This is a genomic window from Marinoscillum pacificum, from assembly GCF_024714495.1.
GTDB classification, from domain to species: Bacteria; Bacteroidota; Bacteroidia; order Cytophagales; family Cyclobacteriaceae; genus Marinoscillum; species Marinoscillum pacificum.
In genome coordinates this window covers 163,188-176,850 of record NZ_JAMZMJ010000008.1, presented here as the reverse complement: position 1 = coordinate 176,850, position 13,663 = coordinate 163,188, and the positions used below count along the sequence as shown (strand labels likewise).

Sequence of the window (13,663 nt, the reverse complement as noted above, 5' to 3'; positions counted from 1 at the left end):
TGTCCCTGTATTTGGCTATCCGTCCCACCTTCCTTGATGTGGTCACTATGTGTCGTTAGATTTGGTATATGCATTACGGGGTAGTGATTGTGGTAGATCACTACAAAGACACAGAAGAATTCCTATAGCTGGTTGGGAGTTGGCCGATCTTTAGTTCAAGTTTTTGAGCCTTAGATCGGCTGTGTTTTTTTAACCTATTTCGTTGTAAAAAATCTTTTCACTGATGTTCATCCAGCTTTTGATGTTATTTCTAAAGTTAGAGTAGTGTTCATAAACCTTGCGTGTCTGTTCATCTTTTTCAACCAACTCATCTATCGTGTCCTTGGTAGCTTGTTGGAGACCGTGCATTACTTCAGCCGGAAAAGCCTTTAGTTCTACATCTGTCTCGTTAATGATTTTTTGAAGGTATTCGCCGTTTTTGTAATCGAATTCAGCCATCATCCATCTGTTGAGCCTGTAAGCTGCTGTTCGCACTATTTCTTGTAAGTCAGATGGAAGTTCATTGAATTTTGATTTGTTGCATATCAATTCAAGTACGGGTCCTGGTTCGTGCCAGCCAGGATAGTAATAGTATTTAGCTACTTGATGAAAACCCATTTTATAATCATGATATGGGCCAATCCATTCGGTGGCATCTATCACTCCACGCTCCAGGTTGGTATAGATTTCGCCACCAGAAACAAGTAGAGGCGTTCCTCCTGCTTTGGCGAAGACTTTTCCTCCAAGACCAGGTATGCGCATTTTCAGGCCTTTCAAATCATCAAGTGAGTTCACTTCTTTGTTAAACCATCCGCCCATCTGCACACCTGTGTTTCCACAAATTATAGGAAGGAGGTCGTAGGGTTTATATACTTCTTCCCAAAGTTGCTGTCCACCTCCAGAGATAATCCATGATCCCATTTGTTGTGCATTCATGCCAAAGGGTACTGCAGTGAAGAAAGGAGCACATATTAGTTTTCCGGCCCAGTAATAAGCAGCACCATGGTTCATTTCTATAGCGCCACTACTCACTGCATCAAATCCTTCTAATGCAGGAATGAGTTCCCCAGCTCCATAAACCGTGATTTCCATTCTACCGCCAGACATTTCTTTCACCCATTCTGCCATCATTTTACAGCCTTCACCAACTACAGGGAAATTTGGAGGCCAGGTAGTGGTCATTTTCCATTTATAGGTGTTGTTGAAGTTTATGTTGACCGTTTTTGTGGATTCGGATATACAGGAGGTGAGTCCGGCTGTGGAACTAGCTATAACTGCGGCAGAGCTAGCTTTTTTGAGGAAGCTCCTTCTGTTGGATGAATTATTGTCTGACATGGTGTTGAAATTAGTTAATTTCCGTAGAGTAAAAAATGTCAATCTCTGACAACCACTTTCAACTGGATCAGTTTATAACAACATGAATTTATCAAATAGCTTAAGGTTTCTAACGGAATTAAATGCCCACAATTCGAAGGAATGGATGGATGCTAATAAGGCTTGGTATCAAGAGTGTAGGCAGGAGTTTATTGGGGTCATTTCTGAAGTTTTAATGCAGATGTCTGCTTTTGAACCTGCTGTTGCGGATCTTGAGGCTAGAAAATGCATTTTTAGGATCAATAGAGATATACGATTTAGCAATGACAAAAGGCCATACAAGGTCAATTTTGGAGCGGCTATTTCTGAAGGTGGTAAGCATTCCGAAAACCCCTCATATTATTTCCACTTACAGCCTGGTCAAAACTTTATTGGAGGAGGTATTTACATGCCTGCAGGTGAAATCTTAAAAAAGATCCGTCAAGAGGTAGATTACAATCCAGAAGAGCTGAAAAAAATTGTTGAGCAATCAGATTTTCATAAAGTATTTGGAGAAATCAGAGGGGAAAAATTAAAAGCAGCTCCAAAAGGATATCCAAAGGATCATCCGAACATAGAATTTTTGAAATTGAAAAGTTATACGGTTATGACAGAAGTGAGTGATCAAAATGTTTCTCAAGATTCTGTGGTAGAGGAGGTTGTGAAGGTATTTCAGCAGATGAAACCATTCAATGACTACCTTGCTGTGGCAGTAAGTTGAAAATTATTTCAAATATTTTTTACTAGGTCCTTGCATTAGTAAACTTCCTTACTATTTTTGCAATCCGATTTTGAAACGCTTACAGAAAAGCAACTCAGAAAAAGACAAAAAGGGCGCTTAGCTCAGTTGGTTCAGAGCACCTCGTTTACACCGAGGGGGTCGGGGGTTCGAATCCCTCAGCGCCCACCACTTATAACCCTGATAAATTCTGTCAGGGTTTTTTTATGCCTATTTTTGTGGGTTGAGAACCATGCGGTTCGAAATTGTGGATCCACGAGTTTTTGTGCCTAAATTCAATCCCTTGGCACCTATCACTTTCAGTTCTGATAGATTTCATCGAGTTTTTTATTAGAAGGCTTGTTTAAATACATTCAAGTTTTCTTAATGTGGTGTCGCTTGCCATTTCTAAGTAAGCTTGTTATGGTGTTTTGTAGTTATAGCTTAGGCCTCGAAAGTCAACTGATTGACATTTAATGGATAATTTTATTCAAAAGAATAACCTATTTATTGTAGTGGTGTATACTGTAACTTTAATAAGAGTAATATGGATCCTTTTGAGTATTTCATTGTTTTGCAATCGCTGATTTTGGGTTTGGGTATTGCGCAGCTTCTTACCGGAGCGGCAGATGCTATTTCAAATCTCAAGAATGTGAAATTGGGATTTGCTCACACGTTGATGGTGCTTATTGTTTTTTTAATGCACTTTCAGGAGTGGTGGTATAGTTATGAGTATACTCATGAGATTGAGGAGTGGACATCTCCGCTGGTGATGTTTTTGCTCGTATATCCCATATTGTTGTACTTGCTGGCTCGTATGTTGTTCCCAACTGGTTTAAGAAGTCATGAGAATGATTTAGAGGAGTATTATTTTGATCAGTGGAAACCCCTCTTTTTAGTCATGTTCGCAATTGTAGTGATGAGCTATCTGCAGAATGTGTTCATTTCAGGATGGGCGCCATCTTCGCAAGTTCCTCAGTATGCAATGATTATTGTATTATTTGCTTTTTTAGGGCTTGATGTGAAAAAGAAATTAGCTCATAATATATTGATGGCTCTGATCTTTCTGGCTTGGTTAGCTGCTGGTATATTAGATCCTACTGTTATCAAATAAATGAAAAAGGCTCCTATTGGGAGCCTTCTATATATTAAGATAGTTTCAGTGTTAGTTGATTGAGCCCATGACTCGTTTCATGAAGCCGTTCAGTGCCTCTTTCTGAGAAGTTCCGTTTTTCACTTCTTTGTGTACTTCCAATGCACCATACATGTTAGATAATAATTCGCCAATCACATCCAGTTCTTCATCTTTGATGCCTTTGGCTTCCGACATGTGTTCTAATAATTCAATGGTTTCTACTACCCAATCCTCATCATTCTGATCTACGAAATCAATGATGTGCTTAATTATTGGTAACCTCATTTAGGATATTGGTTATGGTTTCTACTTTGTTTCCTGCTGCTTGAGATACTAGCGACCCGTTTTTAAATCCAGCAAAAGTTGGAAGGTTGCTTACGTCGGCTAGTTTTCTCGAGTTTGGAAGTTTTTCAGCGTCTACATAGACAAAAACAACTTCTTCATTCTCTCCCGCCATTCTTTTGAACTTTGGTTTGGTAACTCGGCAATTGCCACACCAGGTCGCGCCATATTGCACCATTACTTGTTCGTTGCTATTTATGATTTCGTTTAAGTTGTCTTCTGCTAATTCTATCATGTCTTTCGATCTTATATTCTTAATTGATTGATGTCTGATGCAAAAGTGCTAATAGTTGGATTTATTAAATTTATTAGTTGATAACATTAATTTATTAATCCGTCATTGAACTCTCCCTAACAATCAATTCACTCTTAAGTACAAAGGTTTCTGTGATCGTTTGCTCTGGGTTGTCAATTTGTTTTATAAGGAGTTCAGCAGCTTTAAGCCCCATTTCGTACCCAGGTTGAGACATGGTGCTTAGCGAAGGTTCATATAGTGTGCCTATAGACCAATTACTAAATCCGACAACAAGAAGATCATCAGGTAGCTTAAGTCCTGCTTTTTTTGCGTTCTTCATTGCGCCTATTGCAAGCATGTCTGTTGCGGCAAATATGCCGTCTATTTCTTTTGAGTTAATCAAAGGTTCACTCTTTTGGCGGCCTTCTTCGTAATCCCCAGAGTCGCAGTGAATAATCCAATCATCCTTAGTATTGAGGTTTGCTTCACTTAATGCTTTGTTGTATCCGGCTAGTCGGTCTCTATTAATTAATAGGTTGATCGGGCCTCCAACATAGGCTATGCTGGTGCATCCTTGTTGGATAAGGTGTTTAGTTGCTTGATAGCCAGCATCAAAATCATCCAATACAACTTTTGGAGCCTCTATTTCGTCACAGATACAGTCAAAAAATACTAATGGGATGCTTCTGTCTACAAATTCCTTGAAATGCTCATAGTCCTTGGTTTCTTTGGAAATGCAGGCCATTAAGCCGTCCACGCGCCCGTTGATTAAGGCTTTCGTATCAAGCACTTCCCGTTCGTAGGATTCATGTGATGAGCTGATGATTACATTGTACCCATTGGCGTAGGCGTGATCTTCTATTCCTCTAATGACCATGGAGAAGAACTCGTGTACCAACTGAGGGATAATGATTCCCAGGGTTTTTGTTTTGTTGCTTCGTAAGCTAAGTGCGGTAAAGTGTGGTCGATAGTTGTGTTTTTTAGCAAGTTCTTTTACTGCTAGTCGTGTTTCGAGTTTTACTAGAGGGTTGTCCGCTAATGCCCTAGATACAGTGGATACTGACACATTAAGTTCTCGGGCAATGTCTTTAATGGTAACAGGTCCTTTTTTCATGTTGAAGGCAAGATAGTCAACTCTGGTTTGAGGTGTGTTTTTAGGTTGGAGTTTTTTGAGATTCGATCGAGTATGAAAAATGCATTAAAATGCCATTTAGGCTTCTTAGAAAAGTCATAAATTATGACATCAGAAAAATACCTACAGTTGCAAACGTTTGTAATTGTGCAATTGTTAAAAACATGTACTTTTTATTGTAATTCTTTTTTAAAATTCTGTTAATTTAGTTTTATTGGCCTTTGAAATAAGTAGTATTTCATTAGCAACTTTAGTTAATAGTAAAGTTTAGAAACAAATTGTAATAGTATGAAGAAGTATTTACTCTTAGGATTATCGCTAATCCTGGGTGCATCGCTATGGGCTCAGGAACGGACGATAACAGGAACAGTAACGGATGCTGAGACAGGAGAATCTGTCCCAGGAGCCAACGTTGTTGTCAAAGGAACAACAAACGGAACAATCACAGACTTTGATGGAAAGTACCAAATTTCGGTGGGATCAGACGCAGTTCTAGTCTTCACTTTCGTTGGTTATTCACCATCTGAAGTAGAGGTTGGTAACAGAAGTGTAGTGAATGTAGGTCTTAACTTGGATGTTGAGGAGCTTGCAGAGGTTGTGGTAGTAGGATATGGATCTCAGCAGAAAAAAGAGATTACATCTTCTGTTGTTGCATTGGACGAAAAAGAATTCAACAAAGGTAACATCAACGACCCTACACAATTATTACAAGGTAAAGTACCAGGTCTTTCAGTTTACAACAAAGGTGGTGATCCTAACTCAACGTCAACAATTCGTTTGAGAGGTATCTCTACTGTAGGTGCTAACACAGAGCCATTAGTTGTAATCGATGGAGTAATTGGTGCATCGCTTCAGAACGTTGACCCGAATGATATCGAGTCGATTAACGTATTGAAGGATGGATCTGCTGCTGCGATCTACGGTTCTCGCGGTTCATCAGGGGTTATCCTTGTAACAACTAAAAAAGGTAAAAGAGGAGGCGGAGTAACAGCTAACTACAATGGTTATGTTGCTGCTGCTACTATCTTAAATGAGCAGCCAGTTATGTCTGCAAGCGAATACCTAGCTGCTGGTGGTAACGATCTTGGCGCACAAACAGATTGGCAAGATGAAGTTACAAGAACTGGTGTTTCCAATGTACACAACATTGCAATCTCCGGTGGAGCAGAAAACACTACTTTCAGATTGTCTACAAACTTTAGAGATATCAATGGTATTCTTGATAAGTCAGGATTTGATCAAATCAACGCAAGAGCTAACATTAGCCACTATGCGCTAAACGATAAGTTGAAAATCAATTTCAACATGTCATTGACTAACAGAAAGAGCAATTATTCATTTAACGAAGCATTAAGATATGCTGCTCTTTATAACCCAACTGCTCCAGTGAGATTCGATAATGGAGAGTTCTTCCAGGCAGTTTTGTTTGATAACTTCAACCCGAAAGCTATTCTTGAGCAAAACATCAATGATGGTAAAAAGAAGGAGTTGAACTTCAATATCATGGCTGAGTATAATATTACAGATGCTTTGTCATTCACTGTAAACTATGGTCAGCAGTATGACAACACATTGAATGGTGAGTTCTATCCAAGTACATCATTCTTCAGAGGTCTAAACAGAACTGGTTTGGCTCGAAGATATACCGAAGATGGTCGATTCTCTTTGGTTGAAGGTTATGGTACTTACTCCGCAAAGTTCTCTAGTGTAGATATGACGGTATCAGCTGGTTATTCATATCAGGAAAACTTCAGAGAAGGTCTTCTTTTGGAGTTGGGTAACTTCCCAACAGATGATCTTGGCTACTACGGTATAGATTTGTCTGGTAACAGAGTATTAGGACTTGCGTCTAATGTGAACGTGGATAGCTGGGCTACTCCTGACGAAAAAATCATCGCATTCTTTGGACGAGCTAACTTTACTATAGATGATGCTATTTTCTTGAATGCGTCAGTGAGACGTGAAGGTTCTACAAAACTAGGAGTTGACAACCAGTGGGGTATTTTTCCTGCATTAGGAGCAGGTGTTGACTTGAATAAATACCTTGCATTAACAGGCGTTGATATTTTGAAATTGAGAGTAGGATATGGTGTGACAGGATCATTGCCACCAGCTTCTGGATATTCAAAACAAGGTGTTGGTTATGGATTTAACGAAGGAGGAGCGTTTTCTGTAACAAGAGATGCGAACCCTGACTTAAAATGGGAAGAGAAAACGGAAATAAACCTTGGTGTAGATTTCGGTTTGATGAGTAAGTTGACTGGATCAGTTGATGTGTATACAAGAAATGTATCTGATTTCTTGCAACTATTTACTCCTGAGGCTTCAGGAGGTGGAAACACTACTCCTTACTGGAATAACATTGGTTCATTGACTACCAATGGCGCTGAGATTTCATTGAATTACGATGCTGTAACAACTCCAGATCTGACTTGGACAACTGGTGTGGTAGCGAGTTCATACAAATCAACTCTAGATGACTTTATAGTAGACATACCTACAGTAGTTGGTAACCTGGGTGCACCTGGTCAAAACTCTACTTTTATGATTAGAGTTGCAGAAGGTGAAGACATTGGTCAAATCTGGGGTCCAGTATATGACTATGTTGACGAAAATGGAGCGCCGGTAATGAAGGACTTGAATGGTGACGGAGAAATCGTTGCTGATCAGGGATCTGCATTGGCTGAAAACGGAGACTTTGAAGTGTTAGGTAACGGACTTCCAGCATTAGAACTTGGATGGACTAACCAGGTAACTTATAAAAACTGGGATTTCAACGCATTCTTCAGAGGTGCTTTTGGTCACAGTTTGGTGAACACATACCGTGCATTCTATGAGCCAATCGATCCGGGAGCAATCAACTCTTACAATAGAATCAAGTCTGATAAGGCGGTAGATGGTTTGACAGTATCTCAGTTTAGCTCACTTTATGTAGAAAGAGCTGATTTCTTCAAATTGGATAACGTTACTGTAGGTTACAATTTTGATATGAGCAATTCAAGTGCATTCAAATCAATCAGATTGTATGCTAATATTCAAAATGCATTTGTAATCACTAACTATTCTGGAATTGATCCAGAGCCAGTACTACAAGATAGAGGTGCTCTAGATAACGGAGCAAGATTTGATCCTGCGAACCAAAATGTTTTGGCTCCAGGTATTGATAGAAGATACAATTACTTCACAGCTAGAACCTTCACATTCGGTGTAAATATTGGGTTTTAATTAAAGAATGTAAGACAATGAAATATTTAAATAAAAATACATTATTAATAGCCCTCTTGTTTTCAGGCTTTGCTTGTACTGACTTAGAGGAGGATTTGAACGATAGCTTGACAGAGCGACAGGATGTAAACAATCCTGGGTTTGGTGCAAGTACCAATGTAAATGGGTCTATTCCAAATGATGGATTGACACCTGCATTTTCAACCATCAGAAATGGTGTGGCATGGCACGGATCTTATTTCTCAGTTTCTGAAATCTCTACTGATGAAGCTGTTATCACTCAAAAAGGTGGTGACTGGTTTGATGGTGGTATCTGGCTAAACATGCACCGTCATGATTTTAGATCAACTAACCCGGGTTTAAATGGAGCTTGGGGAGATATATACGGTGGTGTAGCACAGTGTAACAACCTTCTTGGTGAAGGTGGTTTGTCTGATAATGCAGTGGCTCAACTAAGAGTCCTTAGAGCATACTACTTCTGGAAGTTGATGGACATGTTCGGTAACATTAAGTTGACTGTAACAGCTGGAGTTGATGTGCCTCAGTCTACAAGAACTGAAGCTTTCAACTTTATCGAAGCAGAAATTTTGGCAGTTGTAGATGATCTAGGAGAAGGTAGAGCTGACTATGGTCGTATTAGCCAAGGTGCAGCATATGCTTTATTAGCGCGTCTATACTTGAATGCAGAAGTGTATACAGGTACAGCAAGATGGCAAGATGCTATTGATGCAGCTGACATGGTGATCAATTCTGGTAACTATGATTTGGATTATACTTATCAAGAAGGTCCTGATGGAAGAATGGTGTCTGCAGTATTCTCTCCAGATAACGTAGATAACATTGAGCACATCTTAGTAGCTCCGTTTGATGAAGCTACAGGTGGAGGAATGAACCTTGCTCAAATGACATTACACTATCCATCTCAGTTGACATATGATTTGCAAGAGCAGCCATGGAATGGTTATTCTACTTTGGAGGAGTTCTACAACTCCTATGACGATGCAGATATGAGAAAAGACGCAAACTTTATTGCGGGTCCTCAAACTGATATCAACGGTAACCCAATTTTGGATGTTGCATTCGATAAGGCTGATCCAGATGGTGCTCCAATTAACTATACGCCAGCTATCAATGAGCTAGCTCCTAACGGATCTAGACAGGCAGGTGCTAGACTTGGTAAGTTCTCCTTCAAACTGGGTCAAATCAACGATATGGATAATGACTATACTTTGCTAAGATATGGTGATGTATTGTTGATGAAGGCAGAAGCTCTATGTAGAAGAGATGGTAACTGGGCTAACGCAGAGGCAATTTCTCTAGTAAACATGATCAGAGACAGAGCAGGATTGGATGGATACACTACTATGACTGAAGATACTTTCTTTGCAGAAAGAGGTCGTGAAATGTTCCAGGAATCTATCAGAAGAACTGACTTGATCAGATTTAGAAGATGGGGTAACGAATGGTGGGAAAAAGATAGCTACGCGTTTGATTACAATGATTACCGTGCGATTATGCCGATTCCGTTGGATCAAATCAATGCTTCTGCAGCTGGTATTCAGCTTGAGCAGAACCCAGGTTATAATTAATTAATAAAAATCTTCATGAAAGGTTGCTGCATGTTGTGCGGCAACCTTTTTTTTTATGATCAATTGATGATTGTCACATTTGTGACGATCTTTAAAAATAAAAGGCATTAAGTGAATAGCATTTGCGTATCGACTTTTCGAAAAGTATATACAATCATTTTTTTAGTTCTATTGGCTTCTTGTGATCCTACCGAGGATAAGAATCTTCTATTTCAAGATGTTGCTTCAAGTGCTGGAGTGTCATTTGCAAACAACCTTAGTTATACAGAAGATTTCAATCCCTATACCTACCGCAGTTTTTTTAACGGAGGGGGAGTTGCATTAGGTGATATTAATAATGATGGGTTGTTGGATATCTATTTCACAGGAAATATGGTGGATAACAAGTTATTCCTGAATAAAGGTGATTGGACATTTGAAGATATCACTCACAGAGCGGGTGTTGAATGCCCAAATGTGTGGTCCTCTGGAGCCACTTTTGTGGACGTCAATGGTGATGGATTACTGGATCTGTATGTTTGTAAGTCTGGCAAGCCAGAAGGGGATAACAGACACAATGAATTGTTCATTAACAATGGTGATTTGACGTTTTCCGAGAAATCAAAGGAATACGGTCTTAACATAACCGGTCTGTCTACTCACGCTGCATTCTTCGATTATGACAAGGATGGAGATTTAGACTGCTATGTCTTAACTAATTCCTTAAAATCTATTGGAGGTTTTGATCTGATTAAAAACCAACGAGAAATACCTGATGAAACTGGCGGTGGTAATAAGCTTTTCAGAAATGATGGAGTAAAGTTTGTTGATGTTACACTAGAGTCTGGTATTTATGCCAGCAGCATCGGATTTGGATTAGGTATCACCTTGAGTGATTTTAATAAAGATGGATGGACCGATGTGTTTATATCCAACGACTTCTTTGAACGGGATTATCTATATATCAATCAGAAGGGTGAGCGATTCAAAGAAAGCTTAGAAGACTATTTTACCAGTATTTCCATGGGTTCAATGGGAGCTGATGCTGCGGATTTGAACAATGATACAGAGCCAGATTTATTTGTGACAGAAATGCTCCCTTCTAATGTAGAGCGTAAGAGAACTAAGGCGGTTTACGAGAACTGGGATAAGTACCAGTTGAATGTTAGACAAGGTTATTTCCATCAATTCCCGAGAAACGTATTGCAACAAAAAATAAATGACAGCCTGTTCGTTGAAGTGGGTAGATATTCCAACGTCTCTGCCACAGACTGGAGCTGGGGAGCGCTCATGTTTGATGCGAACAATGACGGTTTGAGAGATATTTTTGTTGCGAATGGAATATATAAGGATCTACTAGATAGGGACTATCTGACCTATACAGCAAACGAGCAGCAGATTAAAACTCAGCTGAAGCAGGATGGAAATGTCATCAAGGAATTGATTGACTTAATGCCTTCACAGGCTGTGCCTAATCAGATGTTTGCCAATAAGGGTGATTTTGAGTTTGATAATGTAAGTGAAGAATGGGGGCTTGGGTTGCCTACTTTCAGTAATGGAAGTGCATATGGAGATTTGGACAATGATGGAGATTTGGATTTAGTCATTAACAATGTCAACATGCCTGCTTTAGTCTACAAAAACAATTCAGATCCTTTAACGCATAAATATCTTCGCCTGAAGTTAGAAGGGGAAGAAAAGAATACACAAGGAGTTGGTGCTCTGGTATTGGCTTATTCAGGTGATCAAGTGTTCTCTTCAGAAAACTTTCCATTTAAGGGATTCCAAAGTACAGTGGAGCCAATTATTCATTTTGGCCTTGGAGATATCACTCAAATAGATTCTTTGGTGATCACCTGGGAGAATGGAAATCAAAATGTTCTAAGAGAAGTTCAGTCCAATCAATTACTCGCCGTAAGGCAATCTGACGCAACTGATACTTATGATCGATCCAAGTCTAATCGAAACGGTTATTTCATTAAATCGGCTATCAAGCTTGACTATGCTCATCAGGAAAATGAATTTAATGATTTCGATAGAGATCGACTTTTACCTCATATGCTTCATAATGAAGGTCCAGCACTTGCCTCAGGAGATATTGACGGAGATGGTGTGATGGAAATTTTTGTTGGGGGAGCTAAGAACCAGCCTGGAGCTTTATATAAGTACAAAGGTGGAGTGTTTAAGAAAATGGATTCTCCTGCAATTGCTGCCGATTCAATATCTGAAGATGTAGATGCCGTTTTTGTAGACATTGATGGTGATAATGATCTTGATTTATATGTAGCAAGCGGTGGGCGGGCTTATTCGAAAAGTAGCAGCGCACTAAATGATCGTATTTACCTTAACAAAGGAGGATTATTCGAAAAAATGAATGACTACTTTCTGGGTGAATATTTCAGTAGTAGTAGTGTGAGCGTTATCGATTTTGATGCTGATGGTGATCAAGATCTATTCGTAACTGAGAGATTTCATCCGTTTAGATATGGTGATCAGGTTCGCGGATTCTTAATGGAAAATGATGGAACAGGTCACTTTACTGATGTAACCAAAGATCGTATCCCTGAGATCATGAAGTCGTCGATGATTACAGATTCTAAAGTAGGAGATATAAATGGAGATGGGTTGGATGACATTCTCATCGCAACTGATTGGGATAACTTAAGAATCTTCATCAATTCTGGAAGTGATTTTAAAGAGCAAACCAATGCTTATGGTTTGGGACAAACCAAAGGGTGGTGGCATGCGCTTGCAATTCAGGATATAGATCAAGATGGTGATTTGGATGTGTTGGCAGGAAATCACGGATTGAATAGTTTCTTTCAGGATTCTACCAGGTTGTATGTCAATGATTTTGATGGAAATGGAACCTATGATTATATATTCTGTGAAAGAATAAATGGCTCCTATTATCCTGTAGCTGATAAAAACGAGCTGATTAGTCAGTTGCCGATATTAAAGAAAAAGCTGTTGTATTATAAAGACTATGCCACGATGAAGGTGGAAGACATCTTTAGTCAGGAGCAATTGGCTAGTTCTATTATTTTGGATGCATATATGAAATCTTCTGTTACCCTCATTAATGAAGGAGGGTCATTCAGAATTAAAAAGCTTCCTGGAGTCCTTCAATATGGACCAATATATTCATTTGCCTCCGGAGATCTGGATGGCGATAATCTAAATGAAGTAGTTGTAGGTGGTAATCAGTTTTTGGTTAAACCGCAATTTGGTAGGTATGATGCCTTGCCACTATTAGTTTTGGATGATGAAAGTACTGGTTCCAAAGTGCATTTGAGTAACATTATCAATCAAGTAAGAGGTATTGTTATCGAAGAGTATGAAGGACGTAAAGTGGTAATTGTAGCAAATAATAATTCAAAGGTAGAAGTGTATGAAAAGCAGTGATTTACTGGTAATAGGTTTACTACTGTGGATAGTGGTTGGGTGCGATGATCGCACGCCTTATGAAAAGTTAGTAGACCGGGAGCTCAAGTCCAGCGTAACTGAGGACTCGCTATTTCTGGAGTTTTATTTTGGGAATACTCGCGAGGAATTTTTCAAAACAGGTTGGGAGAAGAATAAAAAAGGATTGATAGCTCAAGGGCCAAGAAACCAAAATGTCCTGTACATCATGCCGAATGATAAATTGGGAGAGTCTCCAATTCATATGTTGTTTTTCCCTGAGTTTGATAAAGCTCAAAAAATCAAATACATGAAGTTGACTTTTACTTATTCTGGCTGGTCACCATGGAATAAGAAGTTTTCAAGTGACTCATTGATGATTGCTCTTCAGGATACTTTGCAAAGATGGTATGGTGGGAATGAGTTTGTACAAATGAAACTACCCAATGAACAACAGGAGTCATTGGTGAAATTGGATGGAAACAGATTGATTAACCTTTCTAAAATTGACGACCAATACATTCAAGGATATATTAAGGATTTGAATCATCCAGACTATAAGAAACAATAAGAT

General features: G+C 39.2%; 10 protein-coding genes and 1 tRNA gene. 7 read left to right on the top strand and 4 right to left on the bottom strand.

From position 1 onward, the window contains the following. Positions 1 to 189: 189 nt before the first annotated feature. A complete protein-coding gene (locus tag NXS00_RS18060; protein WP_258100661.1) occupies positions 190 to 1,314 on the bottom strand; it encodes a TRAP transporter substrate-binding protein in 1,125 nt (374 codons plus the stop codon). An 82-nt stretch (positions 1,315 to 1,396) separates the two neighbouring features. Between NXS00_RS18060 and NXS00_RS18055 the strand changes: the two genes are divergently transcribed. From NXS00_RS18055 to NXS00_RS18045, 3 genes are all read left to right on the top strand, one after another. Next, positions 1,397 to 2,053, top strand: a complete 657-nt coding sequence (locus NXS00_RS18055; RefSeq protein ID WP_258100660.1) for a DUF2461 domain-containing protein — start codon at positions 1,397 to 1,399, stop codon at positions 2,051 to 2,053. Positions 2,054 to 2,164: 111 nt separating this feature from the next. Then, positions 2,165 to 2,242 (top strand) — tRNA-Val (locus tag NXS00_RS18050). A gap of 355 nt (positions 2,243 to 2,597) precedes the next feature. After that, positions 2,598 to 3,164, top strand: coding sequence for a hypothetical protein (locus NXS00_RS18045; RefSeq protein WP_258100658.1), 567 nt, complete (start codon positions 2,598 to 2,600; stop codon positions 3,162 to 3,164). 51 nt (positions 3,165 to 3,215) lie between these two features. Here NXS00_RS18045 and NXS00_RS18040 read toward each other — a convergent pair whose 3' ends face one another. The 3 genes from NXS00_RS18040 to NXS00_RS18030 all read right to left on the bottom strand — a co-directional run bounded on the left by NXS00_RS18040 (position 3,216) and on the right by NXS00_RS18030 (position 4,876). After that, positions 3,216 to 3,470 carry a DUF6952 family protein gene (locus NXS00_RS18040; RefSeq protein ID WP_258100657.1) on the bottom strand — a complete coding sequence of 85 codons (255 nt, stop codon included), beginning with the start codon at positions 3,468 to 3,470 and terminating at the stop codon, positions 3,216 to 3,218. Next, complete coding sequence (locus tag NXS00_RS18035) at positions 3,451 to 3,762, bottom strand: thioredoxin family protein (RefSeq protein WP_258100656.1); 312 nt, start codon at positions 3,760 to 3,762, stop codon at positions 3,451 to 3,453. The genes NXS00_RS18040 and NXS00_RS18035 overlap by 20 nt, the downstream gene beginning before the upstream one ends. Before the next feature lie 94 nt (positions 3,763 to 3,856). Beyond that, entirely contained in the window at positions 3,857 to 4,876 is a 1,020-nt protein-coding gene (locus NXS00_RS18030) for a LacI family DNA-binding transcriptional regulator (protein WP_258100655.1), read from the bottom strand. A gap of 306 nt (positions 4,877 to 5,182) precedes the next feature. Between NXS00_RS18030 and NXS00_RS18025 the strand changes: the two genes are divergently transcribed. The 4 genes from NXS00_RS18025 to NXS00_RS18010 all read left to right on the top strand — a co-directional run bounded on the left by NXS00_RS18025 (position 5,183) and on the right by NXS00_RS18010 (position 13,660). Further along, the gene (locus NXS00_RS18025) at positions 5,183 to 8,119 is read left to right on the top strand and encodes a SusC/RagA family TonB-linked outer membrane protein (RefSeq protein WP_258100654.1); all 2,937 of its coding nucleotides are present in this window, start codon (positions 5,183 to 5,185) and stop codon (positions 8,117 to 8,119) included. A gap of 17 nt (positions 8,120 to 8,136) precedes the next feature. Beyond that, positions 8,137 to 9,708 (top strand): RagB/SusD family nutrient uptake outer membrane protein, encoded by a 1,572-nt coding sequence (locus tag NXS00_RS18020; RefSeq protein ID WP_258100653.1) that lies wholly within the window; start codon positions 8,137 to 8,139, stop codon positions 9,706 to 9,708. 111 nt (positions 9,709 to 9,819) lie between these two features. Next, positions 9,820 to 13,092: a VCBS repeat-containing protein gene (locus tag NXS00_RS18015; protein ID WP_258100652.1), complete on the top strand. Its 3,273-nt coding sequence runs from the start codon at positions 9,820 to 9,822 to the stop codon at positions 13,090 to 13,092. Next, a complete protein-coding gene (locus tag NXS00_RS18010) occupies positions 13,079 to 13,660 on the top strand; it encodes a hypothetical protein (RefSeq protein WP_258100651.1) in 582 nt (193 codons plus the stop codon). The genes NXS00_RS18015 and NXS00_RS18010 overlap by 14 nt, the downstream gene beginning before the upstream one ends. The last annotated feature ends 3 nt before the right edge of the window (positions 13,661 to 13,663 follow it).

Coding starts and splice junctions, on each gene's coding strand:
- NXS00_RS18040 (WP_258100657.1), bottom strand. CDS start 3,470: ATGAGGTTACCAATAATTAAGCACATCATTGATTTCGTAGATCAGAAT.
- NXS00_RS18025 (WP_258100654.1), top strand. CDS start 5,183: ATGAAGAAGTATTTACTCTTAGGATTATCGCTAATCCTGGGTGCATCG.
- NXS00_RS18045 (WP_258100658.1), top strand. CDS start 2,598: ATGGATCCTTTTGAGTATTTCATTGTTTTGCAATCGCTGATTTTGGGT.
- NXS00_RS18035 (WP_258100656.1), bottom strand. CDS start 3,762: ATGATAGAATTAGCAGAAGACAACTTAAACGAAATCATAAATAGCAAC.
- NXS00_RS18060 (WP_258100661.1), bottom strand. CDS start 1,314: ATGTCAGACAATAATTCATCCAACAGAAGGAGCTTCCTCAAAAAAGCT.
- NXS00_RS18030 (WP_258100655.1), bottom strand. CDS start 4,876: ATGAAAAAAGGACCTGTTACCATTAAAGACATTGCCCGAGAACTTAAT.
- NXS00_RS18020 (WP_258100653.1), top strand. CDS start 8,137: ATGAAATATTTAAATAAAAATACATTATTAATAGCCCTCTTGTTTTCA.
- NXS00_RS18010 (WP_258100651.1), top strand. CDS start 13,079: ATGAAAAGCAGTGATTTACTGGTAATAGGTTTACTACTGTGGATAGTG.
- NXS00_RS18055 (WP_258100660.1), top strand. CDS start 1,397: ATGAATTTATCAAATAGCTTAAGGTTTCTAACGGAATTAAATGCCCAC.